Raw genomic sequence first — 25,770 nt, 5'->3', positions numbered from 1 at the left:
GTCCTCACCTCTTGTGAGCGTGTGAAATCACACTCAATTCACGGAATCCGTAATAGCGGATTCATCGTGTATTCTCATAATCATAGGCTGCTCTATATGGCTGGCCAGTATATCACCGGCGAACTCGGCAGGCTGAACCTCGCCGCCCAGCGCGCTTTTAACCGCCAGATAAGGGAAGTTGATACCAGTCAGACAAGAAACATGCAGCCCGCCGGACATCCGGGGGTTAATCTCCAACAGCTTGGGAACTCCGCCGCCGTATTTCATTTGTATATTGTAATTATAAGGGATCTGATAGGTTTCGGCGACACGCTTCGCAATATTCTCCAGTTCGGGAATATGCTCCATAACCCGTAGCCGCCCGTTGTCCTTGCGGCGCGGCACGGCGGCAAGCAGCCTGCCGTTCTCGTCCGCCAGACAGTCGATACTGTACTCATACCCTTCCAGAAGCTCCATAACCATCAGGGCGGGAAACGAATCCACTCCGGAAAGGACGCGGTAAGCCTCATCAAACGAAATATGCTGCGTCACATAACCAAAGAGCTCCTCTATAGGGCTGCGGCTGTTATTAATGATACGAAAGCCAAGTCCGCCTTCTGTTTCGGTAGGCTTGAAGCAGACCTCATGCCCTTTGGCCACAAGATCCTCGTAAGCCGCCTTGAATTGTTCCGCTGTATCAACAACATGATAATCGGGAATTTCCATTATTCCGCTATCCTTAACTTTGCTATAGAACTTGCCTTTATCCAGAATCATCTCCAGCAGGTCCAAATCACGGCAGACCAGCACTTTCGTGCCGATGGCATCGAACATTGCAGCATGCAGGGCGATATCCATCATATGCAGACGCGGGATGAAGATATCAATCTCATTGCGGCGGCAGAAATCAACACAGAACTGCACGTATTCGATCCCTTCCAGAGCAGGTTCAGTTCCTGCAACGTCAGCGCCTTGCAGCGACATATGCCGGATATCGGGGTGGGTAGCAAAGATTTGAACAGGAATGCCGTCCTCATTATTCCGTATGAGATTCATATAATGAAAAGCCACGGAGAACCAGCGGTTGAAATAAATATTTACCTTTTTCATTGCGGCCCAACTCCCAATGTCGTTAGATTGTTATAAATCTTCTGAACATACTGCATGATTTCTTCCCCGGCATGGACGCCCGACAGCTCTGTAAAAGGATAGTTCAATTCTACTAGAGTGGCCTGCTGCTCGGCAAATATTTCCCCATGCCTCGGGGCAATGGCATAATCCGCGCTTTCCAGCAGACATTTGTCCAGCAGGGAATCCCCCGAAGCAACCATCGGCTCCGAATGAACCGTGCGGCGCACATGAACAATCGCATCGCTTTTGTTCACAGCCTCCGGCACTACATACAGCTTACGGCCCTGCAAAGAAACCTTCCAGCCCAGCCCAAGCAGACGTTCTGCCAGATGGTTAATCTCATCCAGGGGCAGGAGATCGCGGTACACCATAAATGTATAGAACAGCTCATCGCAATAACGTTCGTTGATAATCCATTCCGGACGAACCACTGATCGTACAAGCTTTCCCACTTCTTCGGCGGCAGCTGAATTGCGTTCCACCAGCCTGCCGATCAATGCCCGCCACTGCTGATCTACCACTCCGCGAACCAGAATGTTGCCACCGTTGCTGGTGACGGCATAATCCGGAATAATCGTCTCCTGGAACAGGTTGATCCGCTTATACTCCGCAATGGTCCGCGTAGTCACTGGCATGAAGATGATGCTCGCGGTGAGTTCCTTCAAGCGTTGCAGTGCTGCGTGTGAAATATAGGAGACCGTTTTGCCGTCAATAATTTCAGCCGGCACCAGTCCCGGTGAATCCTCCGGAACAAGCAGCGCGCCCAGGGAATAGATCAGGGTACGGTCTAAATCGCTGGCGTAAATCAATCGCTTTCCCCTCCTTTCAGCGGCTGGATAATTCCGCAGCAGGAATAGGTAAGCCCGGGATACACTTCTACCGGAACCCCCCGCTCCTCCGCCAACAGCAGAATGTGGCGCAGATTCGGGTTATCCATAGTATCGACAAGAATTTTCCAGGGTACTCTGCGCAGCAGCACACGCGTCGTCTCTCCCACGCCCGGCTTGACCAGATTGATGTTATCAATGCCGAACGTCTCCTGAATATTCTGGACATCACGCATTCCCTGCCAGGTAATCTCCGGCGGCGCTTTCAGCATGCCTGCAGCGATTGCCGCAGCATCCGCGGTTACGGAAGCGAAATGGGGTGTAATCGCTTCGATAAACACATTGGAGAGGTCACTGTCCAGCCATTCCCTATAGAACTTCGCACCATGGAACTCCTCCGGGCCGATCAGATCCTCCCGCAGCACTGTACGGCTTATGAGTCCCGACACCGTCGAATTCAAGCAGGCACTTGGGATCAGATAATCTTCCCTGGTCCCGAAGGTCTGCGAACAGCTTCCCGGATCCGCAAGTACAGCCAGATCGTCATTCAGCGCAATCCCGTATTTCTTATAGAAATCGGCACAGGATTCAATAAGCACCTGGGTGATTGCGCCTTTGCCCGTCCAGCCGTCAATAAACTGCAGATTGGCATCCGCACCATGCTGCTGCAGCATGTAGAGAATTGCGTTCTCATCCATGCCTTTGCCGCGGATAATCGAGATGCTGTAGTGCGGCAGATCCACGCCGTACCGTTCGGCAATATAGCGTTTAATCAGTACGCCAATCGGCGTTCCCGCTCTGGCCAAGGAGACCAGCACCGTATGGTCTGTCCCCCGCCGGGATACGATCAGCTCGGAGACAACCGCAACCGCCTGTGCGACCTTTACCGCAGAGTGCCGGAGTGTCTCCTGAAACAATGCAATATACGGCTCCGTCGGCTGGTACTCCACAGGAAGCATCTCCGAATAGCTCACCCCGGACTGGATGGCTTTCTCCCGCTCCGCCGTACCCAGCTCCAGGGAGACATTGCTGAGATCCTTAAGCAGAAAACGAACATCTGATGGAGGATAGCTGCCAAGCGGAACCGGAGGGGCTATTCTTTTGCTCATGATCGTTTCTCCGCTATCCGTTCCCTTCATCAGCGGGCACCTCCACTTCCAGTTCAGGACCCAGTACAATCAGATGCACCTTGTTGCCGGCCAGTCCCTTCAAAATATCCATCATCGGCTCAATCCGTCTATGGGGTACATCCCGCTCCAGCAGCACGAAAATATCACCATATTGGCCGGGGTCCACATTGTAGATATAATTCGTAATCCCCGTGTCTGTGGGCGATGGATAAGCAGCCGCGCTATGCACGCCATAATCCGGCCGGCGATCCGGATGAATCGGGCTGCGGGTAGATGACTGATAGGCAACCCCTTCCCCCATTTCGGCCGCAATCCGCATAGGCAGATACATAAATTCACCGACACCCATCACCAGGGCATAGGGGCTCTCGCGCAGTTCGCGAAGCTGCGCCGCCACCTGTGCTGCACCCTTGTCGATCCAGACATTATCCTCTGAGCTAAGGCCGAAGCGGCCGCTAAGCTTCAGATACGGCGAAGTGTTGATTTCCCCGCGTGAGTCGGTAGAGCTTACTGCCAGCCGCTCCAATCCGTCCCGGATATATGTAGTCACAACAGGCGCCTCACGGGCGGGCTTCGCCTGTCCTTTACCGGCTTCGGCATCCAGCACAGGCGTCCCCTTCACTTCAATACAACCCTGCAGCAGAGACAACGCCTTAATCTGAATCCCGAGCTCCTGCTCCAGATCACGGTAAGCCTGAATATGCCCTTCGCTTCTCCAATCCAGCAGGGAAGCTACTACGTATTCCTTGCGCGGGAACTTGGACTGGATATCCCGGATCGTGTTGATCGCCGTATTACCGGTCGTAATTTCGTCATCTACGAGCACAATCGGCTCTTCTCCAGACAAAAGGGCGGCGTCCAGGGCATAACAGAGATGATCAACCGCATGAGAATGCTCTTCTTCAAAGCTGATAATTGACGCCATCTCCGGGATGTCTTCACGGGTGGTATGAATATATGACGCGCCTCCGGCAAAAATGTTGTACATGCTATGACCCAGCGCCGTAGCAGTCTCGGCAAAACCTACAAAAACGACCGGCTGCGGAAGCACCAGCTGCGCGGCCAGCAGCTCATGGTAGGCCTCCTCTGCCTGGAGGGGATGAATGAGGCCGTGAACCGCCGCATCCAGCAGCTTGTCCATCGGCTCGTTGGCGGCAGCCTTAGCCCCGCCGTTCATTTCCCGGTATAAAAGCAGCCCTAGCGCAGCTCCGCTAAGCAGTGGCGTATAGGGCATTACTGGAATATGCTTGCCGAGCACCTTGCTGACAAAGAGAAAGGAACGCTTTTTATTGATCCGTGCAGCCATGGAGAATAAAGCTTCAACCGGCATATCAAAGGGGTTGGATGTTTCGGTTACCGTAACCTGCAGGTTCTGGACGATATTAAACGTGTGTATATTCGTTCTCGGGTAGAAGTAAGGTAAAATGCTGTTGTTCATGTAACACCCCGTATATTTGAGATCGTAGTAAAATACGTCTTGCCCAGTTCAGATGCGGCTTAATTTCATTCATTTTGTTGTAGTATTCGCTCTTGAACACTCCACGGCTGCCATCGTTACTCTCTACAATGCTTAGTGCATCCACATATTCCTCATGCATCACTGTATACATGGCCTGCACGGGTCTTAGATGGGAAGGATGAATAATCGTCTTGCCGACAATCCCGTTTTCTTTATCCAGAATCACTTCACGGATCAAGCCGTCCATGGCGCTGGAATTATAATTGTGCTGCATCTCCCGGCCCTGCCTGCCGAAGGCATCCTCAAAGGCAGTCTGACGCAACTGCGGGCGGAGCCCCTGCTGTCTTTTGCCGGCAAAATACTCCCAGACCGGTCCTGAAATGACATAGCCCTCTTCCACCCGGCCGAAGACATTAATAATGTCCGATATACAGTCGCGGATCGGCATCAAATCATAAATGCTGATATCCGGACTGCGGCGCAATCCAAACAGACTGGAGAAATCAGTCGCTCCGATTCGGACATTCAGCACATAATCACGGTAATCGCCAAGCAAGTTACGTATGGCCAGCAAGCTGTCCGTCCGGGTCTCCCGGTAAATAATCGGGGCGCTTTCCAGAATCGGCATGCCATACAGCACAGGGGCAAGATAGCCGCGTGAGCTGTTATAATCGGCAATCGCCTCAAAGTACTCCACACCATTGTCCACTGAGAACTTGGGGAAGACAAAACCAGTGAGCATTGTAATAAACGATCCCAGCCGGAAAATCAGCTTCTGCAGCTGCTCCGGATTGCGGACGCGGATAAATAGCAGGGGAAGACTATTTCCGGGATCAGGCTCATTCTCGGCATAAGCCGACAGAAAGGAAAGATGCCTTACCACTGACTCTTCAGCGTAATCAACCTCTCCATCGCCTATCGCATCCTCCAGATCAATTATGACCGTCACCAGCCCCGCAGCTCTGAGCTTCAGAATATCCTCAGCCACAGTGGACCGGGTTGCCGGCATATAGAGGGCAGCCCCAACAGCGTAAGCCAGCAGTTCCTTGCTTGTAGTATGGTTAAATGAAACAGGCGGAGAGTAGAATAATGACGTTTCTTGCTCTTGCGTCAGGTAATCGAAGTATCTCAAAGGCCTTCCCCCTTATAGTTTTGCAAAGCGGAGCAAAACAAATAGCCTCTCCTTATAGAGAGCTGCAGAACCGGCTATGCCGTCCTCTCGGGGACGGCTTCCGGCTCTCTCAAATACAAGCAAAGGCCATGCTATTCCATATACGATTACCCGGGATAAAAGGGAGTCTCACCTTCCCTGTGATGGTCCTCTTTATCCTATGAAACCTTGAAATTACGCGTTTCTGTTCATTTCTTTCTTTTTCTTTCCGGAACTGTACAGAATGGTTCCCACAAAGACCGCAATCAGAATGGTGAAGAAAATGAAATGCGGCATTTCAAATCCGAACGCTCCAGCAAGCATTTTGCCTGCAATCAGGGCAATCAACAGGAACGCCGTCTGCTCCAGTTCAGGGAACTTGGCAATGAGCTTCAGGAACACCTGCGCCACACCGCGCATCATCAGCACGCCGAGGATACCGCCCAAGAAAAGAACCCAGACTTTGTCGCTCAACCCGAAGGCAGCTACCACACTGTCAATACTGAACGCAATATCCATCAATTCAACCAGCAGTACAGTTTTCCAGAAAGAGGTGCCTTTATGTTCTTTCCCTTCTTCACCTTCGCCGGATTCATTTCGCTTGAATAATCCTTTATAAGCGATATAAAAGAGATATAATGCCCCAAGGACTTTGACGAGCGTAAATTTAATCAGGAATGTCCCTAGTCCGATCGCCAGGAATCTAAAGAGGTAAGCTCCCAATATCCCGTAAAACAACGCCTTCTTCTGCTGTTCTTTCGGCAAATGCTTAACCATTACCGCAAGCACAAGCGCATTATCTGCCGATAGCAGCCCTTCGAGCAAAATCAAGCTCCCGATAATCCCCCAGCTGACCGGGTCAGAGAGCGTTCCTACAATGTCGCTCCAAGAGAAAAAGTGCCCATAATTCTCGCTGATACTTCTAAAAAAATCACTGAACCAATCCATTTTGCTTGCGCCTCCGGAAAAATTAAATTATTTACTGCCCGCTACCCAGCGCAGTCCCCAGCCATAGGCCTGATCCATCTCCTGATGGCCGCTGAAATATTGCACAAGCCGTTCAATGCTGAATGTATCGCCTACGTTCCGGATCAATGCAATAGCGCACATGCCTTTCCGGTTGTTATGCTCGTCCAGATTCACAATAATCTCCGGACCCCCAGCCTGAGTGATGGTGACGACTCCATCGGCTTCAGACCAGTGCGTAACCCCCTTGTAAATAAATGAAAAGATTAAAATTCGTTCTATTTCCGCAAGCTTACTTCCGTTTATACGCAAGTTCTCGCCGGATGTTACGGTGCCTGTCCGGTCATCGCCATCGAGCACCACATAAGGCGGCTGCTGAAGATTTCCGAAAGCATTTCCCAGCGCTTGAACGACTCCTTTGCGGCCATTCTTCAACTCGTACAGGCAAGCGAGATCCAAATCCACGCCCCCTTTACGGCTGAACAACCCACCGCCTTGCTTCTGATTCCAATTCAGATTGATGAGCACTTCTCCAAGACCGGCAGCTGATTTCTTCAAATTTATGGAATCGCCCTTTTTCTTCAGCTCAATCTTCTTGAGGTTGAGATTCAGAGGCGGCGCAGAAGCCTCTTCAATCTTCGGTGGTGCAGGCGGTACAGCCGGCGGGATACTCCGGGATTCTTGCACAGGCGGTACGGATGGCCGTGCCAATTCCGGTGCAGGACCTTTCTGCGGTTCACGGAGTTCAGGAACCGGATCATCTTCGACCTCAATTCCATAGTTAGCGCACAAGGCTTTAAGTCCGCCGTTAAATCCAGCCACAATAGCACTGAATTTCCACTCACCGCTATATCTATATAATTCTCCTACTACAACAGCTGTTTCCACAGAGAAATGATTTTCAAGATTACAGCGCAAAATCTCCATACCCGTCGCCCGATCCAGAATCCGGCAATGGGCCTCGCTCATCTGCCCGAACATTTGATTGCGGTTTTCGCCATCGTACAGTGTAATTGCAAATGCAATCCTCATCGTCTGAGCAGGAATGGTATCCAGCTCGATTTCAAAGTGTTTAAGACCGCTTGATTTGGTACCGGCTACATCCTTATATCTGATGTACGCCGTAGATGGATTGTTGTAAAAGATCAGATCTTCATCGCTGCGCACTTTGGCTTGTTCTCCAAGCAAAAATGCAGAGGCATCAATTTCCATAGAGGACGGAGCCTGCCAGCCAATCTCCACGATAATAGAGCGAAGCCCGGGATTTGCTTTGGTCAGGTCTGCCTTCTGGCCTTTAACCACTTCAATATTCATTCTTAAGCCACCTTTGTAAATGGATAAGAGTATAAAAAGGGCAGGATCGATGAGATCCCGCCTTTCAAGCCTTTGAAGCTGTTATTGCGCGTCCAGTCCATAGTTTCTGCATAGAGCACTTAGGCCGCCGGCAAATCCGCTTCCAATCGCCTGGAATTTCCAATCGGCACCATGCCGGTAGAATTCACAGAATACAACAGCAGTCTCCGTTGAGAAATCTTCACCCAAATCATATCGCAGCACTTCACGATCGCTGGAAGCGTCCACGACACGAACAAATGCATTGGACACCTGTCCAAAGTTCTGTGCCCGTGCATCACAATCATAGATCGTTACCGTGATCCCGATACGCTGAATATGTGCAGGAACTTTGCTGAAATCAACAATGATCTGCTCGTCATCCCCGTCGCCTTCTCCTGTACGGTTATCCCCCGTATAGGTTAAGGAGCCTGCACCGCCAGTCGGATTATTGTAGAATACAAAGTCGTCCGCCCCTTTGGCTTTGCCGTCTTCATGCAGCAGGAACGCTGAAGCATCCAGGTCAAAATCCTTGCCGCCACTGTATTTGTTCGTATCCCAGCCGAGTCCCACCACTACCTTCGTCAGACCCGGATTAGTCTTGGTAAGATCGATCCGTTGTCCTTTAGAAAGACTGATCGTCACTGGCATCAACCCTCTTTCGTGAATGGTTTCATCTAAGGTCTAGATGTCTAGGTTGGCTGCAGTAAATTTTATTGCAGTCCGTAATCGCGTGTCAGACCGGCAAGACCGTCTTTGTAGCCTGCGCCGATAGCATTAAATTTCCACTCTGCGCCGTGACGGTACAGTTCACCAACTACCACGCCCGTTTCAACGGAGAAATCTTCACCAAGGTCGAAGCGGATCAGCTCCTCATTGTTCTCCTCGTTGACGATACGCACATAAGAACGCGATACTTGTCCAAAGTTCTGGCTTCTGGACTCCGCTTCATAAATGGTAATGGTAAAAGCAACCTTCTCAACATCTGCAGGGATGTTCTTCAGATCCACTTCAATCACTTCATCATCGCCATCACCTTCACCGGTACGGTTATCGCCGGCATGAACAACGGAAGCATTCTCATTCTGCTTATTGTTGAAGAAGATGAAGTTGCTTTCTTTCCCAACTTTACCTGCAGCATTTGTCAGAAAGACGGAAACGTCGAGGTCAAAATCCTTGCCGCCATCGTATTTGTTGGTATCCCAACCGAGGCCGACTTTGATTTTGGACAATCCCGGATTGCTTTTAGTCAAATCGATCTTTTGCCCTTTGGATAAATTAATTGCCATAGTTATTAAACCTTCTTTCCGAAATTAGATTTAAATGTATCGTTCAGCCAATTGATTGATATGTGCGGCATGGGCACCTTCACCGATTGCGGCAAATTTCCATTCTTCGCCGTGCCGGTAAAGCTCTCCACAGATCAGCGCCGTAAAGCCTGTGTAATTGTCGGTCAGATTAAACCGGATCAGCTCGGCATTTCCGGCAGCATTGATAATGCGGATATACGCCGATTTGATCATGCCGAAATCCTGTTTGCGGTTCACGGCATCATAAATGTTAACTACTACAAGTACCTTGTGCACATCGGAAGGGATTGCCTTCAGATTGACATTGATTTGTTCATCGTCCCCGTCACCATCACCCGTCAGGTTATCCCCGGAATGAACAACGGAATTGTTCGGATTCTGCTTGTTGTGAAAGCATACCAAATTCATTTTGCTGGTCAGCTTACCATTCTCGCTCAGCAGCAGCGCCGAAGCGTCGCAGTCCACATTCGCCTGTTTCTTCGCACCGAAGAACCCGCGGGCAGGTTCGGCAGGGTCCCAGCCCAAACCTACAATAACGTTAGCCAGCCCGGCATTTCCTTTAGTTAAATCAATCTTCTGTCCTTTTACCAAATTAATTCCAGCCAACTTTACGTACCTCCGTTTCCGAAAAGAATCACAGCCTGTAAGTCTAGCATTTTGGATGTTATACCACTCATACGGTAAAAAACCCAATCCGTTTCATCCGGTTAATGGATATTTGTTCCTGTTTTAGAGACTGAATTCGCTTGGGCTTAATCCCAGTACACTGCAGATATTCCGCACAACCGCTTTCTCATGCTCATCAAAATCACCGTCTGCTGCACCGATAGCCGAACACACACCAACAATTACGCGTCCAACTTCCGGCTTGCTGCTGAATTTAGCAATAGCTTTGAGTGCTTCCTGTTTGCCGATCTCCGGGGAAAACTCAAAATTGCTTACGTAGAAATTGAACTGGGCAATGACATCTCTCATGTCAAACACTTTGAGTTCATTGCTGAGATTCATATACCCCGCCATTTTGTTCTTTTCGGTTTCTTCAATCTTGCCATCAGCCGCCGCAACCAGCGCGCAGCCTGCAACTACCGCGTTCATGAAATCTTTATTTTTAAATTTCTTAACTTGTTCCGTTAACCCGCTCTTTGTTGTATTCAACCAATTTTTAAATGTGCTCATCGTATTCTCCTTCTATCATTATAGAGTATGATAAATAAAGATATCCCAGAGCCTCCTCTCCTTCTATTCGACAGATATTCTTAGTATTTGTCGATCCGTAAGTTTACTATTCTAATATAACCGATAGAAAAACAATATTCTAGTTTGCCACAATTTCACAGTACTTTCGACAAAAATCCCTTAGTTCGTTCATGTGAAGGATTGCCAAACAACTGTTCCGGAATACCTTCCTCAACCACCACGCCCTGTTCCATAAACAAGACACGATCGCCTACTTCGCGCGCAAAACCCATCTCATGCGTGACTACAACCATAGTCATACCTTCGCGGGCCAAATCCTTCATTACCGCCAGCACCTCACCGACCATTTCCGGGTCCAGCGCCGATGTCGGCTCATCGAAGAGCATAATCTTCGGTTCCATCGCCAGCGCCCTGGCAATTGCGACCCGCTGGGCCTGCCCGCCCGACAGGGATGCCGGATACATCTCCGCCTTCTCGCTTAAGCCGACCTTTTGCAGCAGTTCCAGCGCCTTCTGCCGCGCTTTGTCCGCAGGCCATTTACGGACCTGCATCGGGGCCAGCATAATGTTCTCAATGACCTTCTTGTGCGGAAACAGATTAAATTGCTGAAACACCATGCCGACCTCTGTACGGATATCGTTAATTCTTGTGCTTTTGGCCATCAAGGAAGTTCCTTCAATGATAACATCGCCCTCTTGCGGCTCCTCCAGCAGATTAAGGCAGCGTAAAAAGGTCGATTTTCCCGAACCCGAAGGCCCGATTACCACCACAACCTCCCGGCCGTAGATATCCACGTTAATATCGCTCAGCACCTGATGGGCACCGAATGATTTATGTAAATGTCGTACCGAAATAATAGGCTCCATATAAGGTTACACCTTCCGTTCAATATAATTGAGCAGCTTGCTGAGTGAATAGGTAAGAATGAAATAGATAAAGGCAGCGGTCAAATAAGGCTCCCATATCCGCAAGTATTGGCCTTTCATCGTATTGCTCCAATACATAATCTCCGGGGCGGCAATAAGCGCAAGCAAGGAGGAATCCTTAACCAGGACAATAAATTCATTCCCGAACGCCGGAACCATCCGTTTGATCGCCTGCGGCAGAATGATAAAACGCATCGCCTGCCATTTGCTCATTCCAAGCGACAACGCGGCTTCCCGCTGCCCAGGATCGATCGACTGGATACCGGCACGAAAAATCTCGGCGGAATAGGCGGCAGAATTCAGCGAAAGTGCGACAAATGAGGTCATCAGGACGTTGGTCGTGCCGTAAAAAAGTGGAATTACCCCAAAATGCACGATCAGGATCTGTACATACAGCGGTGTGCCACGAAAGAAGTTAATATAGGAATGGAACGGCCAGCGGAAATACCATTTCGGAGCCATTTTGCCAAAGCCCATCCCCAAGCCCAGGATCGAGCCGCAAAGAATAGATACAATAGATACTCCAATTGTGAATAGCGTTCCCTTCAGTAAGACCGGCAAATAATGAACGATGATGTCGAATCTGAAGTCCATAGAATTCTTCCCTTCTCTTCTGCTCTAAATTTCAAAAAAAGAAGCATGCGCAATAGCAATCATTACGCACGCTTTATTGTCTCCCTGCTTGCTTACTCCGCGCTAAGAAGAGTGGCTGTATCCGGTTCTTCCCCGAACCAGGTTTTGTAGATCTCGGCATACTTTCCGTTCTCTATAACAGCTTTGATTGCCGGATCCAGTTTGGCTTTCCACTCGCTACCCTTAGGATATAGAATGCCGTAATATTCGGAACCAAAGTTCTCCTTATCGAGGATGCCCGTTACTTTCTCTTTCGGATTGTTCTTAATGTATTCATTCACAATAGCGATATCAGCCACAACCGCGTCGGCTCCGCCGCCTTTCAGTTCCATCAGCGCTACCGCATTGCTTTCAAAACGTCTCAGTTTGGTGTTGTCGACACCCATAATCCCGCTCATCAGATCATCGGCCGTTGTAGCCCCTTGTACCGCTACGGTTTTATCTTTCAGGTCCAGCGCATTCTTAATGTCACTGCCCTCTTTAACCATAATCATATTAGTGGATTCAAAGTAGGGGATAGAGTAGTCATAGGTTTCCTTGCGTTCGTCCGTAATGGATACCGAGGATAGACCTGCCTGATATTCCGTGCCCTGCTTCACACTGGAAAGCATCGTGTCCCATCCCGTATTAGTCACTGTATAATCGATACCCGCTTCTTCCATAACTGCCTTGATGAAATCAATGTCAAAGCCCTTGATGGTGTCCGTGTCCATATACTCCATTGGCGCGTAGCTGGCGTCACTTGCGAATTTGATCGACTCTTCTGCCGCATCTCCGCTTTTGGCGTTATTGTTGGAACCACAGCCCACCATAGACAAGACCAAAAATGCCACCAAAGCTGACATTGCCCACTTTTTTCTGATCCCCATTTTCCAATCCCCCACTCATTTTGTAAAATACTTAAGTAGATTTTAACAGATCACAGTGGTGATGACAATTAACTTTTCTCCATTATGTAATGTTATATAACACTAAATTCATAGATTGTAACATTTATCGCTAGACACAGTCCCATATCTCCCATGAACATGCCATAAGGGCAAAAAAGACACGGCCAAGAGATCATGATTCTCCCTGGCAGTGCCCTCTTATTCCATGTTATATACTTCTGTTCGATTATTCCTTAAAAGGTTAAGTCCCCATCATACGAAGATATCATTCTGTACAGCTCCGGACGGCGGTCACGGAAAATGCCCCACTCAATCCGGCCCACTTCCAACGCATCCAGATCGAATTCGCTGACCAGTACCGTCTGCTCATCCCGCCCGGCTTCGACGATTTTGTTGCCCTGCGGGCCGGCAATGAACGAGGAGCCGTAGAAGTTAATGCTGGAATCCTCATCAATTTCCTCGCCGATCCGGTTGGAGGCCACGACAGGAATCAAATTCGCCGCCGCATGGCCCAGCATGCAGGTCTGCCAGTGATCTTTGGAATCAATGGATCCGTCCTGCGGTTCCGAACCGATGGCTGTCGGATAGAACAGAATCTCCGCGCCCATTAGACTCATGACTCTGGCGGCTTCCGGGTACCACTGGTCCCAGCAGACGCCGACACCGATCTTGGCATAGCGGGTATTCCATACCTTAAACCCGGTATCCCCCGGATTGAAATAGAATTTCTCTTCATAGCCGGGACCGTCAGGAATATGGCTCTTGCGGTATTTGCCCAGCACCGTGCCGTCGGCATCAATTACCGCCAGCGAGTTGTAACGGGCATAGTTCTTTTTCTCGTAGAAACTGATCGGCAGCACGACTTGCAGCTCTTTGGCTACAGCCTTGAAATGATTCACTGCTTTATTCTGCTCTAGCTCAGTGGCGTAGACGTAATAATCAGATTTCTCCTTCTGGCAGAAATAAGGGGTTTCGAACAGCTCCTGCAGCAAAATAATCTGCGCGCCTTGAGCCGCTGCTTCTCTGACCAGACTGTCAGCCTTGCGAATATTCTCATCAATGTCGCCGGAACAGCTCATTTGTGTAGCGGCTACTTTTACTTTTCTCATGCTTCTGTCCTCCCTAGCGAGTAAATTACTTTGTGGCAGGCATCTGTTGGGTCGTGCAGTGTACGTTTCCGCCTTCGCCGATGACCGCCATACCGTTCACCTTACGGATTCTGCGGTCCGGGAACAAGGCAGCCAGACTCTGCTCCGCCAGCTGATCTGTCTCGGAAGCCGTCCCGCCGAATACCGGCAGTATAATGCCGCCGTTGACGAAATAGAAATTCAAATAGCTAAGCGTCAGGCGGCTGTCCTCATAGTCCACGCGGGGTGGTTGCTGAATCTGGATAATCTCCAGCTTCCGGCCTTTGGCATCCACCGCATTCTCCAGAATACGGAGATTCTCCTGAGTGATGCCGAAGTTCTCATCCTGCGGGTCGCCGCAGACCTGAATGATGACTTTGCCCGGAGCGGCGAAGCAGGCAATATTATCTACATGGCCGTCAGTCTCGTCACCGCTGAGGCCGCGCTTCAGCCAGATGATCGACTCGGTGCCGGTATATTTCCGTACATATTCCTCAATGTCTGCCCGGTCCAGCTCCGGATTGCGGTTCGTGTTCAGCAGACATTCCTCCGTGGTGATCAGTGTGCCTTCACCATCGGTATGGATAGAGCCGCCTTCCATTACCAGCGGTGCGTCAAAACGTTTCATCTTCAGCTGCTCCAGAATTTGCGGAGCCACCTCATCATCCAGATCCCACGGCGAATATTTGCCGCCCCAGGCGTTAAATTTCCAGTTCACACCGGCGAGCACGCCGTCTTCACCTAGAACAAACGTCGGCCCGTTATCACGCAGCCAGGCGTCATTATGCCGGATCGGCAGCAGCGTTACATTCGCCCCGAGTTCTAGTTCCTCTACCATCCCCAGATCGTCCGGATTGACAACTACGGTAACCGGCTCGAACTCAGCGATGGCACGGATGATTTCAGCATAGCCGTCACAAACGGATTTATGGTTGTCCGGAAAAACCATGGACGCCTGAACCGGCCAGGAGATGAAGGTCCGCTCATGCTTGCCCCATTCCGCCGGCATTGTATAGTTCAAATCTTTAGGATACATTTGTTGTTTACCTCTGCTGTTTATATTTGAAGCGGGAAGATCCCTGAAAGCTCCTTACCCATCATACAATAAACCGCCATTACGCTCAATGCCGCGCAGAATAAGGTCACCCTACAATTTGAGATGCTTAACGACGTTGCCCGTAAAATCTTTAACCGTGAACTCCCCGTTCTCAAGAATTCCGTAGGAATTCGGGTTATTCTCTTTTGGCAGCGAGATGGAGCCTGGATTCAGCACATAGATGCCTTCTTTTATATCGGCTACCGGCAGATGGGTATGTCCTTGGATAAATACATCCCCTTCAGCAAGTGCAGGCAAATGGTCAATGCTGAAGCCATGCCCGTGAGTGGCATAGATCTTCCGGCCTTCGTGGAGAATCAGTACATAATCCCCCATCATCGGGAACTCCAGCAGCATCTGATCGACCTCGGCATCGCAGTTGCCTCTAACAGCCACCAGAGATTTCCCGTACGCGTTAAGCTTCGTTGCGACTCCCTGGGGATTATAACCGTCCGGCAGCGGATTTCTCGGACCGTGATATAAGAAGTCCCCCAGAATCACTAGCGTATGCGGCTGCTCCTCCTCTACTTTTGCCAAAGCCTGCTCCAGCCAAAATAACGATCCATGAATATCGGAAATAAACATCAGCTTCATCGTATAATCTCCCTTTCTGTTCAACCCGTTTAAATAGCTTATCTTTTATCTTAACTTTCCTTGGCCCCGGAACGCAAAGCGAACGCCCCACCGGGACGTCCACATGAAGCACCTATCCAAGATATACTTAAGGCAAATTGGAGGCTCCCATCAGGAAGCGGTCGACTTCGCGTGCAGCCTGGCGTCCCTCATTAATTGCCCAGACCACAAGACTCTGGCCGCGGCGGATGTCTCCTGCGGCAAATACACCCTCGACGTTGGTCGCCTGCGCACCGAATTCCGCTTTGGCATTGGAGCGTTCATCACGTTCTATCCCAAGCTCATTCAGCACCGTTTCTTCCGGACCGGTGAAACCCAGCGCCAGCAGCACCAGTTGTGCCTTAATCACCTCTTCGCTGCCCGGAACTTCTACCGGAACCATCCGGCCCTGCTCATTGCGCGTCCATTCGATGCGCACCGTGTGCAGCTCCTGCACATGTCCGCCGTCATCACCAACAAAACGTTTCGTGGAAACGAGGTAACGGCGCGGATCTTCCTTATACAAAGCAGCGGCTTCCTGCTGGCCGTAGTCCACTTTGAGTACCTTTGGCCATTCCGGCCAAGGATTGTTGGATTGGCGGGTTAATGGAGACTGTGGCATAATTTCCAGCTGGATGACACTGCGGCAGCCGTGCCGGATCGAGGTAGCTACACAGTCGGTGCCAGTGTCTCCGCCCCCGATCACAACAACATCCTTGCCGGCCGCAGACAAATATTCACCGTCAGCCAAATCAGAGTCAAGCAGACTCTTCGTATTCAGCGTCAGAAATTCCATCGCCTGATGGATTCCCCGAAGCTCGCGGCCTTCCAGCGGAAGATCGCGGGCTTGTGTCGAGCCGCCGCAGAGCACTACAGCATCATTATCTTCCTTGAGCTGCGAAGCAGCAATGTCTCTGCCGATTTCTGTCCGGGTTACAAAGGTAATGCCCTCCTCCGCCAGCAAATCCACCCGACGCTGCACGGTTTTCTTATCCAGCTTCATGTTCGGAATGCCGTAGGTCAGCAGACCTCCGATCCGGTCAGCCCGTTCATATACGGTTACGCTATGGCCTGCTTTGTTAAGCTGTGCGGCACAGGCAAGGCCGGCCGGTCCGGAGCCAACTACGGCTACTTTTTTGCCCGTACGGGTCAAAGGCGGCTCGGGAACAATCCAGCCCTCGGCGAATCCTCTATCTACAATCGACTTTTCAATGGATTTAATCGTTACGGGATTACCATGAAGGCCCACGGTACAAGCGCCTTCACAAGGAGCCGGACACACGCGTCCTGTAAATTCAGGAAAGTTATTGGTCTTGTGCAGCCGTTTCAGCGCAACTTCCCAATTGCCGCGGTAGACCATGTCATTCCATTCCGGAATGAGATTATGCAGCGGACAGCCGGAGGCCATCCCGGACAGCAGCCGTCCTACATGGCAGAACGGTGTTCCGCAATCCATACAGCGCGCTCCCTGCTCCCGCAGCTTCTCCTCTTCCAAGGGCACCGAAAATTCATTCCAGTTCTTAATCCGTTCTAAAGGCTCACACTCCGCAGGAGTCTGCCGCTGATATTCCAAAAATCCGGTTGCTTTACCCATTCCTGTCATCCTCCGAGTCTCTCTGATTGACCGCCGAAAACTTCAAGGGCGGCATGTTGCCCATTCGGCTCCAAAAAGGCAGTTACTCTCTGTCACCGACTGATCATTTGTCACTGTAAAGCAGCAAAGTGAAAAACTGCGAGGAGGCCAAGTTCTCCCTCCTTCACAGGTCCTGCCAGGTACTGTCGTGGATTGAAATGCCTTAATATTATCATTGTTCCACTATACCCTAAATGAGCAATGTCACTTTTTTAGATAAAATTCCGGAGAATGGGCGGAGCTGGCTGAAAGCGTTATTTCACCTTAATCATTTTATACACAGCATTTAATACTTCCAGCAAAATCGCTGTAACCGGGAAGATCACCCAGTTGATATCCCAGCGCTCAAAAATAAATCCGCTGATCAGAAAACAGCCGGTAGCCAGCGGCCAAACGATGGATGCGATAGAGCTCTTAAAGCGTTTTTCCTCTTTCTCTTCAGGAACTTCGGTGTACTCCTTCTCCTTGAGCAGAAAGCCAAAGCTTTCCTTGATACTCCCATAGTAGATAAACAGGAAGACAGGCAGCGCAATGAGCGCAAGCAGAATAGTGACCCCGTAGCCGCTGGCATCCTCATTGATTGCAGACCAGACAAGGACAGGAACCGGAGAGAGTACACACAGGGATACACCCAGAGTCAGAGACAGGGTATAGGTAGGGGCAAATGCACGGCTGCGCTGCTCGATCTCGGTCCGCAAAAAATAGGGCAGATTAAAACCCTTTTGCAGATATTTGTATCGCTCCAGCTTTGTGTCGCTGAATATGAATAGCCCAACCGCCAGCGCCACCAGCAGCAGCAGCACGATCACGCCAATAATTCCGGCAGTGTCTTCCGAAATCACCCCACGGAGAAAACCAAATTCCGCCAGGGTAACAAGCAGAATCAGCAGTGCCGGGCCGATGATGCACAGCATTACACCAATCCCCACCATAAAACCGCTAGTCTTCTTGGCAGCCAGATACCCCCATGTATCCTCCGGAGCAAGTACAGGAAGCAGCGTATCCTCTCCCCCCACTGTAATCCCAAGCTCGTCAATCAGCTCATCGATGTTGCCGAACTCGGATATGACAATGCCTACCGCCTCATTCTCTGATTTGCCTTCCTTCTTCAGTTCGTAATATTTCTCCTCCATACTAGCCAGCAGATCCTGCTTCAGCTTATATGTTTGCTCTGTCCTGGGCAGGGAAGTAAACATGTTGTTCAAATAGCCCCTAATGGTATCCATCCTGATCACAGCTCCTTTATGAATTTGTTGACGACCTCTTGCGTAACTTTCCATTCCTCGCATTTTTCCAGATAATAAGCCAGACCTTGCGGAGTTATACGGTAATAGGTGCGTCGTTTCCCAAAGGTCTCATCCATAAAAAAGGAATCGATGTACCCATTCTTCTCAAGCCGAGTGAATGCGGAGTAAAGCGTAGTCTCCTTCATGATGTACTTCTCCTCCGACAGCTTCCGGATGTTCTTGGAAATCTCATAGCCATAGGACTCTCCGTCCAGAAGCATATAGAGGATGAGCGTATCGTTATATCCCCGTATGACATCACTGCTGATCACAATTCATCCTCCTAACCTATCCCTCATTACTTCATCTGTCGTAGTAATTGCATTGTAGCATAATTACTACGACAGATAAAGTAGTTTTGGAAAAAATAGGACGTCGGACTCCAGTGTCCTTATTGGGTGGCTGCGGTCCGTTTATTACGGTTTGCGGACGCTAACGGCGTTATCTCTCCAGATTGCCACCTGCGTTCTTCCCTAACGGGCAGATAACGCCCACGGAGTCCGCCAAATTGGGACGATAGGGATCGACGCAAAAAATGGATGCCACTCTCAACCGAGTGGCATCCATTTTTATCAAACTATTATATACAGTGCAGCTGGCACTTATTGCCGGACGGCCAATACAACCATTCCAATGCCCTTGGCGGTCAGCTTGCCCCCGGCAAGCTTCGAGACCAGATCCTCGCCGAACAGGATGCTCCACTCGCCAAGCTGCGGCACATCCAATGACACTTCGGCTGTATTTGAATTATAAAGCACGTATAAGTGCAGCGCCGGATCGCCTCCGGCGTGATCCCGGAGTGTATAGGCTATTGCCCCGGCAGGCGCCTTCTCAAACATCAGCTGTGCGCGAATTTCCTCCGCGCTGCGCAGGCGAAATGCCGGGTGGGCTTGCCTTAGCGCAATCAACTGCTTCATATAAGCAATATCCTCCACATGTGCCGCTGCGCGTTCCCAGTCCATACGGTTGATCTCAACGGGAGACTTAAAGCTGTTCTCCACCCCGTCCTTCGTACGCATAAATTCCTGTCCTGCATGAAGAAACGGAATCCCCTGGCTCGTCATTACCATAGCCGAAGCCAGACGATGCATCTCTCTGCGCCGCTCATCGCTTTCCCCTTTGGTGGAAATTACAATTTTATCCCAGAGGGTATGGTTGTCGTGGCATTCAACGAAGTTCACACACTGCTGCGGCTCATCAGCAAACGCCCCCATGGATTGACCGTACACGACGCCTCCGGTAATCCCCGTCTTCACCGCCTGCTCGAGGCCAGTCTTGCCGCCGATAAATCCAGGCTCTTCATAGCGGAAAATATTCCCCTTTACTGCATCGCGGAACCCGTCGTTGAACTGTCCGATGCCCGGAAGCGCATCCGCATTGCTCTGGCTGGCAAGGCGCTCCGCCGGAAGCTCCGTATCCAGGATCCAGCCTTCCCCGATAGTCATCAGTGAAGGGTCAATTTCATCCAGACGGCGGCGGATCTCCTGCATGGTTTCTATGTCGAGCAGTCCCATCAGATCAAAGCGGAAACCGTCGATATGATATTCCCGGGCCCAGTACAGCACCGACTCCACAATAAACCGGGTCATCATGATCCGCTCAGAGGCGACATCATTGCCGCAGCCCGAGCCGTTCGACAGACTGCCGTTCTCCTTATAACGTAAATAATAGCCGGGAACAAGCTTAGTGAAATTAACAAGGTAGCCGTCATAAACATGATTGTAGACCACATCCATGATTACGCGCAGTCCGCGGTCATGCAGTGTCTGGATCATTGTCTTCAGCTCGCGGATCCGCAGAACCGGATCATACGGATCCGTAGCGTAGGAGCCTTCCGGAGCATTGAAATTTTTGGGGTCATAACCCCAGTTGTAATGAGGCTGGTCCAGCTTGGTCTCATCAACACTTTCAGTAGCATAGTCATAAATAGGGAGCAGCTGCACATGGGTCACTCCGAGATCGGATATATGATCCAGTCCGGTAAGAATCCCGCCCGGTCCGCGCGTCCCTTCTTCGGCCAGACCCAGATATTGTCCCTTATGGGCAATGCCGCTAGCCGGATGAACAGACAGATCCCGCAGATGAAGCTCGTAAATCACCGCGTCCACAGGGTCAGCCAGAGGTGGCTTATCTTCTGTCCAGCGCTGGGGATCGGTCTTGCGCAAATCGAGAATCGCCGCTCGATCTCCATTCACGCCGACAGCCCGGGCGTAAGGATCGGCCGCTTCATTCCACTGCTCCCCGATGCGCACACGATAGGTGTAGAACTTGCCCTCCAAGTTCCCGGCCACGCTCAAACGCCATGTCCCCCTGACATCACGGATCATCGGCAAGATATCTCCGGCGGCTTCGTGCCATGAGCCATAAAGCACAACCGCTGCTTCCTGCGCAGTAGGTGCCCACAAGCAAAAGGCCGAGGAAGCAGGCGTATACGTCACGCCAAGGTCATCCCCGTCATAACTGAAAAGCTCATCAAATTCCTGGGCGAACACGGATATTCCTCCGGTAGCCGCCGGATCACCATAATAAATCGGTTCTTTCAATTCCTTTTGTACGGACAAGGCCATCTGTCTCCTTTACCCTTTAATAATTGGAATTATATCCTTATTACAGATTTTGTGCAAACGTTTGTACTCAACGGTTTCATCAAGCTGCCCTTCCTGCCGCCTGAAGGCTACAGCTGATGCCCTATGGAAGCTTCCTTGATATCCAAAGCCACCATGGTTATAACATTTTTATTGACGTTATAAGGGATAAGGCGTGCCTGGCCGGGAGTGAACCCGCCGTGCTTATGCCGCATCCCGTTATCATGAACAATAAGTACAGGGCCTCCTCCGCCCTCAGGCTCCTGATAACCGATTCCCAGCACCCAATGGTAATCATAAGCGTATTTTCCCCGCCAGCGAAACGTAAGCCATTTATCGAATTTGAGCGCCACCGGCCGCTCCGCGTCAATCTCTGCTTTGTACCGGTCTATATCATTAAACACACTTACGGAGAAGAGTCCGCGTTCCTTCGCCTCCAGAGGAGCAGAAGACCGGATATAAGCTTTGACGCCTTTGGTAAAGCTGCGCACGCTCATTCCCCAAGGTGTTCCGCCATGATGGCTGTATACGTGATTAATATGTGCCGCTTTGGAAGCAAAATGACTTGCTCCGGGAATAAAAGCCCGGCCCTTCCGCGTGCGCCAATATTCCATCAATGCGGCGATGGTCGCCGGACCGCAGGCCGAGCCGGGCGAAGCAACACCCGGGTCCCACTGCGTATAAGGTTCAGCGAGCAGCTTGTGCTCCCGCAGTGCTTTCCTCATAAGGATATCTTCTCCTGACGCTGCTGCAGTATCCGTTCAATGTCGGAGGTGAGAAACGGCTTGCTGATGAAATCCTCCATACCTACAGCCAGGCATCTTTCACGATCCTCCCGTCTGGCATAAGCAGTCACAGCCACCATAAAGGGCCGCTTGGCCTGGGGGAGCTGGTCTCTGATTCTGGCCGCTGCGGTAAGCCCGCTCATCTCCGGCATCTGCACATCCATAAATACCAGATCATAGGGCTGCTGCAAAACGGCTTGCAGCGCCTGCTGGCCGTTCTCCACCAGGTCCGCAGTATATCCGCGTTTCTCCAGCATGATCAATAGAAGCTTTTGATTAACGGGATGATCTTCTGCGACCAGAATCCGCAGCGGACCGTATTTCGGCTCCAACTGAGGAAGACCTCCAGTAAGCAGAAGGCCACTTCCTTCCTCCTCAATCCGGGAATTATCATCGGGCTCGGCATCATCAAGGCTAATCACCGGTACTGATGGAGTCTGCACCTGTACCGGCTCCTCCTCCAAATCACTAGGATCATGATCAATATCCAAGGGCAAGGTAAAGTAGAAGTTCGAGCCTTCGCCTTCCACACTGTCCACTGCAATCGCTCCGCCCATAAGCTCAACCAGCCGCTTGCAGATGGAAAGTCCCAGTCCGGTTCCGCCATACTTGCGGTTAATGGACGGGTGCAGCTGGGAGAACGATTGGAATAGCAGAGACTGTTTCTCCGGCGGAATTCCGATTCCCGTATCCCTAACATTAAACTTCAGAGTCAGCTTATTCTGGTTAGGACAGAATTCCGTCCCCACCTCAATAGAGATATGACCTTCTTCAGTGAATTTCACTGCGTTGCTGACCAGATTCACCAATATCTGGCGCAGCCGGGCCGCATCGCCCATGATTAACTCCGGAACATTGGAAGCAGCCTGGCAGCTCAATTCCAGGTTCTTCTCTTTCGCTTTCGGCGAGAACAGCTCGGTTACGCTTTCCAAGACCCATTCAAGACTTACCGGCTCATGCACGAGGATCATTTTTCCGGCTTCTATTTTGCTGAGATCCAGAATTTCATTGAGGATATACAGCAGAGAAGTACTGCTCTGGCTAATAATCTCCGCATATCCGCGCTGCTCTTCATCCAGCTCGGTTTCTGACAGGAGATCCGTCATCCCCATAATTCCGTTCATCGGCGTCCGCAGCTCATGGCTCATAATCGCCAGAAACTCTGATTTCGCCTGATCCGCTTTCTCTGCCGATTCCTTGGCGCGGATAATCTCTTTCTCATCCGTAATATCACGGAACACAACAACCGCACCCTTACGGTCTCCTTTATCAAACAGCGGAGTAACCTGATACTCGGCCAGAAAGCTTGAACCGTCTTTGCGCCACAATACCGCATCTTTGCTCTGATGGGATTCCCCGGCACGGACGGCCTGCATCAGCGGAGAATCCTCCGGCCGGTAATGAAGACTATCCAGCGCTGTGTGCTGTATGTGATCCAGATAAGGATGGCCCATAATTTCACCGTAGGCGAAGCCCAGCATCTGCGCCCCCGCCGGATTGATGAAGGTTACCCTCCCCTCCGTATCAAGACCAAATATGCCTTCGGAGACTGCATTTAAGATTAGTGTGTAATCATTGCCCAGCTTCTCGATCTGCTCGGTATACCGGATACGGTCCGTAATGTCACGGGAAATCCCGTACACGCCGACAACCTTGTCCCCGAGAATAATCGGAATGTTGGTCGTACTGATTTCTACCAGATGGCCATCTTTATGAATAAGGGTCAGATCATAGCTTTGAGGCATTCCCTGGCAAGCCAGATTAAAATGATACTGCGTCTTTGCCCTATCCTTCTCATGCACCAGGGGGCCGAAATAGCTGCCCACCAGCTCCTCCATTGAATATCCGCTCAGCACCTCCAGATTGGAGTTGCAGGTTAAGTAATCCCCCTGCAGATTCATGGAGTATACGGCTGACGGATTATATTCAAACAGCGACTTATAGCGCTGTTCGTTCTCTTGAAGCTTGGACTCAAATTGCTTGCGCTCCGTTATGTCACGGCCGACGGCAATAATCTCCACAATCCCGCCCTGCTCATCTAAAATATACCTGCTGTTCGTCTCAAACCAGACATAGCCGCCGTCCTTGCGCCTGTAACGGTAGACCGCCGCCGGGATGAAGCCGGTCTGCTCACTTTTTGCCATCATTTCTTTCATTACTATCAAATCATCGGGATGCAAGTAATCAAAAGCACTGGTACCGACCATCTCCTCCGGTTCATAGCCGAGCAGAGAGCGGCTGGCCGGAGAGCAGTATAAGAATATGCTGTCTTCTATCGCGTGGCGCGAGATCAGATCCAGTGAATTTTCCGACATCAGCCGGTAATTCCGCTCATTTTCTCTAAGCTTCTGCTCCATCTGCTGGCGTTCAGTGATATCCTGCATCATTCCGATAAGCTGAACAGGCTTGCCGGCCGGTCCCAGTACCGTATCCCACTGAATATGCACCGCAAGCAGAGTTCCATCTGCAAGAACCAGCCGGTAGGTACTCTCACCGGACTTCCCGTTTTCCAGCGTCTCGCGCACCCTTGTAAATATGTCGTTGATGTCATCCGGATGAACCAGCTCCAGGAATGTCCGGTAATCGACTTCGGCTGCCCCAATACCAAGCTTCAGCATACGCTGCAGCTCTTCCGAGAGGGACAGCTTGCCTTTCGTCAAATCCCATACCCAGGAACCGATTCTGGCGACTCTTTGCGCCGTGGCCAAAGCCTCCTCATTATGTTTGCGGCCCGTCACGTTGCGGCCAATACCCATGATCCGGATAATTTCATTGTCTTTCCCCCGGATCACATGAAAAGAGCTTTCGAACCACAGATAATGCCCATCTTTATGGCGTAAACGGCGGACATAGATGTCATTCTTCAGAAGAGCGTCAGACTTGTCCATGCCCTCGATATCATCAGGATGATAAAATTCCAGCCGGTTTTTGCCGATCATTTCCTGAGGGGTAAATCCGATTAACGAAAGAGATGAGGGGGAGATGAAGCTTAGTGTGCCGTCGGGCAATGTGAACGAAATCATACTCTGATCGTCTTTTAGAAATAAATCGTACAAATCACGGCTGTCTACTGTCAGCTGATCAGCGATTTTCCGGTCAGTAATATCCTGCGCGTATACAATAATATGTGAAGAGTCTTGTCCTGCATCAGCCCGCACGAATGTAAGGGAAACCCAAACAGAATGTCCTGCACGATTAAGAAACCTCTGTTCACTCTTTAAGGTATCACCGGGGGTGTATGAAAGCCCCTCCAATACACTCATTAGTGTGAGCCCTTCCCGGTCTTCCTGTTCTGGCTGTGACGCACTCTTGCTTCTCAATAAAGCTCCAGCTAGAAACTCCGGTTCACTGCAGCCGAGGATATTGCAAAAAGCGGAATTAACCTTGATCCATTTGTCCTTTTCTGAGGCCAGGACGGCCATTCCTACCGGAGACATCATGAAGGCTTGATCCAAAATATCGCTATTATATGCCAATTCCATCAAACAAGGCCCCCTTCGTCACGAGCCGGCTCGTATGCAGCTCTCTGTTGTCTTATTACCCAGTATACGTTAAGAAAAGTCCGGAATAAACGCGCAGCCTGGTTTCCATCAAAAAAAAGTTTAAAATACAAATATTGACGGGGTTTTGTCCTTCCCTTATAGTTTAGATAATATTTCATTCGTGACCTATTACGACGGAAGCACCCGTAATAAAGGCTTAGTAGCCTTTACTGC

At 50.5% G+C, this 25,770-nt stretch carries 23 protein-coding genes; all 23 read right to left on the bottom strand.

Going from position 1 to position 25,770, the window contains the following annotated elements:
• Window positions 1-33: 33 nt before the first annotated feature.
• A complete protein-coding gene (locus tag H70357_RS01740) occupies window positions 34-1,089 on the bottom strand; it encodes an ATP-grasp domain-containing protein (protein WP_038585061.1) in 1,056 nt (351 codons plus the stop codon).
• Entirely contained in the window at window positions 1,086-1,919 is an 834-nt protein-coding gene (locus H70357_RS01735; protein ID WP_038585059.1) for an HAD family hydrolase, read from the bottom strand. The genes H70357_RS01740 and H70357_RS01735 overlap by 4 nt, the downstream gene beginning before the upstream one ends.
• The gene (locus H70357_RS01730; protein ID WP_038585056.1) at window positions 1,916-3,076 is read right to left on the bottom strand and encodes a cysteine protease StiP family protein; all 1,161 of its coding nucleotides are present in this window, start codon (window positions 3,074-3,076) and stop codon (window positions 1,916-1,918) included. The genes H70357_RS01735 and H70357_RS01730 overlap by 4 nt, the downstream gene beginning before the upstream one ends.
• Complete coding sequence (locus H70357_RS01725) at window positions 3,060-4,373, bottom strand: phosphoribosyltransferase family protein (RefSeq protein WP_052092412.1); 1,314 nt, start codon at window positions 4,371-4,373, stop codon at window positions 3,060-3,062. The genes H70357_RS01730 and H70357_RS01725 overlap by 17 nt, the downstream gene beginning before the upstream one ends.
• Before the next feature lie 76 nt (window positions 4,374-4,449).
• Window positions 4,450-5,658, bottom strand: coding sequence for an HpcH/HpaI aldolase/citrate lyase family protein (locus H70357_RS01720; protein WP_052091755.1), 1,209 nt, complete (start codon window positions 5,656-5,658; stop codon window positions 4,450-4,452).
• A 213-nt stretch (window positions 5,659-5,871) separates the two neighbouring features.
• Window positions 5,872-6,624 carry a TerC family protein gene (locus H70357_RS01715; RefSeq protein WP_038585053.1) on the bottom strand — a complete coding sequence of 251 codons (753 nt, stop codon included), beginning with the start codon at window positions 6,622-6,624 and terminating at the stop codon, window positions 5,872-5,874.
• Between the two features lie 27 nt (window positions 6,625-6,651).
• The gene (locus H70357_RS01710; RefSeq protein WP_038585050.1) at window positions 6,652-7,956 is read right to left on the bottom strand and encodes a TerD family protein; all 1,305 of its coding nucleotides are present in this window, start codon (window positions 7,954-7,956) and stop codon (window positions 6,652-6,654) included.
• A gap of 81 nt (window positions 7,957-8,037) precedes the next feature.
• On the bottom strand, window positions 8,038-8,619 hold the full coding sequence (locus tag H70357_RS01705; RefSeq protein ID WP_038585047.1) for a TerD family protein: 582 nt from the start codon (window positions 8,617-8,619) through the stop codon (window positions 8,038-8,040).
• A 68-nt stretch (window positions 8,620-8,687) separates the two neighbouring features.
• Window positions 8,688-9,263 carry a TerD family protein gene (locus H70357_RS01700; protein WP_038585044.1) on the bottom strand — a complete coding sequence of 192 codons (576 nt, stop codon included), beginning with the start codon at window positions 9,261-9,263 and terminating at the stop codon, window positions 8,688-8,690.
• Between the two features lie 30 nt (window positions 9,264-9,293).
• Window positions 9,294-9,890, bottom strand: coding sequence for a TerD family protein (locus H70357_RS01695; RefSeq protein ID WP_038585041.1), 597 nt, complete (start codon window positions 9,888-9,890; stop codon window positions 9,294-9,296).
• Window positions 9,891-10,013: 123 nt separating this feature from the next.
• Window positions 10,014-10,460 carry a tellurite resistance TerB family protein gene (locus H70357_RS01690; RefSeq protein ID WP_038585038.1) on the bottom strand — a complete coding sequence of 149 codons (447 nt, stop codon included), beginning with the start codon at window positions 10,458-10,460 and terminating at the stop codon, window positions 10,014-10,016.
• Window positions 10,461-10,615: 155 nt separating this feature from the next.
• The gene (locus H70357_RS01685) at window positions 10,616-11,338 is read right to left on the bottom strand and encodes an amino acid ABC transporter ATP-binding protein (protein WP_038598375.1); all 723 of its coding nucleotides are present in this window, start codon (window positions 11,336-11,338) and stop codon (window positions 10,616-10,618) included.
• A gap of 15 nt (window positions 11,339-11,353) precedes the next feature.
• A complete protein-coding gene (locus H70357_RS01680) occupies window positions 11,354-12,001 on the bottom strand; it encodes an amino acid ABC transporter permease (RefSeq protein ID WP_038585035.1) in 648 nt (215 codons plus the stop codon).
• A 92-nt stretch (window positions 12,002-12,093) separates the two neighbouring features.
• Window positions 12,094-12,909, bottom strand: coding sequence for a transporter substrate-binding domain-containing protein (locus H70357_RS01675; protein ID WP_038585032.1), 816 nt, complete (start codon window positions 12,907-12,909; stop codon window positions 12,094-12,096).
• 254 nt (window positions 12,910-13,163) lie between these two features.
• Complete coding sequence (gene aguB / locus H70357_RS01670) at window positions 13,164-14,039, bottom strand: N-carbamoylputrescine amidase (protein WP_038585030.1); 876 nt, start codon at window positions 14,037-14,039, stop codon at window positions 13,164-13,166.
• A 25-nt stretch (window positions 14,040-14,064) separates the two neighbouring features.
• On the bottom strand, window positions 14,065-15,093 hold the full coding sequence (locus H70357_RS01665) for an agmatine deiminase family protein (protein ID WP_038585028.1): 1,029 nt from the start codon (window positions 15,091-15,093) through the stop codon (window positions 14,065-14,067).
• A gap of 111 nt (window positions 15,094-15,204) precedes the next feature.
• Window positions 15,205-15,747 (bottom strand): phosphodiesterase, encoded by a 543-nt coding sequence (yfcE, locus tag H70357_RS01660; RefSeq protein WP_038585025.1) that lies wholly within the window; start codon window positions 15,745-15,747, stop codon window positions 15,205-15,207.
• 127 nt (window positions 15,748-15,874) lie between these two features.
• Window positions 15,875-17,359, bottom strand: coding sequence for a glutamate synthase subunit beta (locus H70357_RS01655; protein ID WP_038585022.1), 1,485 nt, complete (start codon window positions 17,357-17,359; stop codon window positions 15,875-15,877).
• 293 nt (window positions 17,360-17,652) lie between these two features.
• The gene (locus tag H70357_RS01650) at window positions 17,653-18,624 is read right to left on the bottom strand and encodes a permease prefix domain 1-containing protein (RefSeq protein WP_038585019.1); all 972 of its coding nucleotides are present in this window, start codon (window positions 18,622-18,624) and stop codon (window positions 17,653-17,655) included.
• Between the two features lie 5 nt (window positions 18,625-18,629).
• Window positions 18,630-18,956 (bottom strand): PadR family transcriptional regulator, encoded by a 327-nt coding sequence (locus tag H70357_RS01645; RefSeq protein ID WP_038585016.1) that lies wholly within the window; start codon window positions 18,954-18,956, stop codon window positions 18,630-18,632.
• A gap of 330 nt (window positions 18,957-19,286) precedes the next feature.
• Entirely contained in the window at window positions 19,287-21,245 is a 1,959-nt protein-coding gene (pulA, locus tag H70357_RS01640; protein WP_038598372.1) for a type I pullulanase, read from the bottom strand.
• 113 nt (window positions 21,246-21,358) lie between these two features.
• The gene (locus H70357_RS34050) at window positions 21,359-21,994 is read right to left on the bottom strand and encodes a C39 family peptidase (protein WP_052091754.1); all 636 of its coding nucleotides are present in this window, start codon (window positions 21,992-21,994) and stop codon (window positions 21,359-21,361) included.
• Window positions 21,991-25,536 carry a PAS domain-containing hybrid sensor histidine kinase/response regulator gene (locus H70357_RS01630; protein WP_063848009.1) on the bottom strand — a complete coding sequence of 1,182 codons (3,546 nt, stop codon included), beginning with the start codon at window positions 25,534-25,536 and terminating at the stop codon, window positions 21,991-21,993. Before H70357_RS01630 ends, H70357_RS34050 begins: the two co-directional genes overlap by 4 nt.
• Between the last annotated feature and the right edge of the window lie 234 nt (window positions 25,537-25,770).

Source organism: Paenibacillus sp. FSL H7-0357 (assembly GCF_000758525.1).
Classification (GTDB): Bacteria; Bacillota; Bacilli; order Paenibacillales; family Paenibacillaceae; genus Paenibacillus_AQ.
The sequence above is the reverse complement of the archived record's forward strand: the minus strand, read 5'-3'. Positions and strand labels throughout refer to the sequence as shown.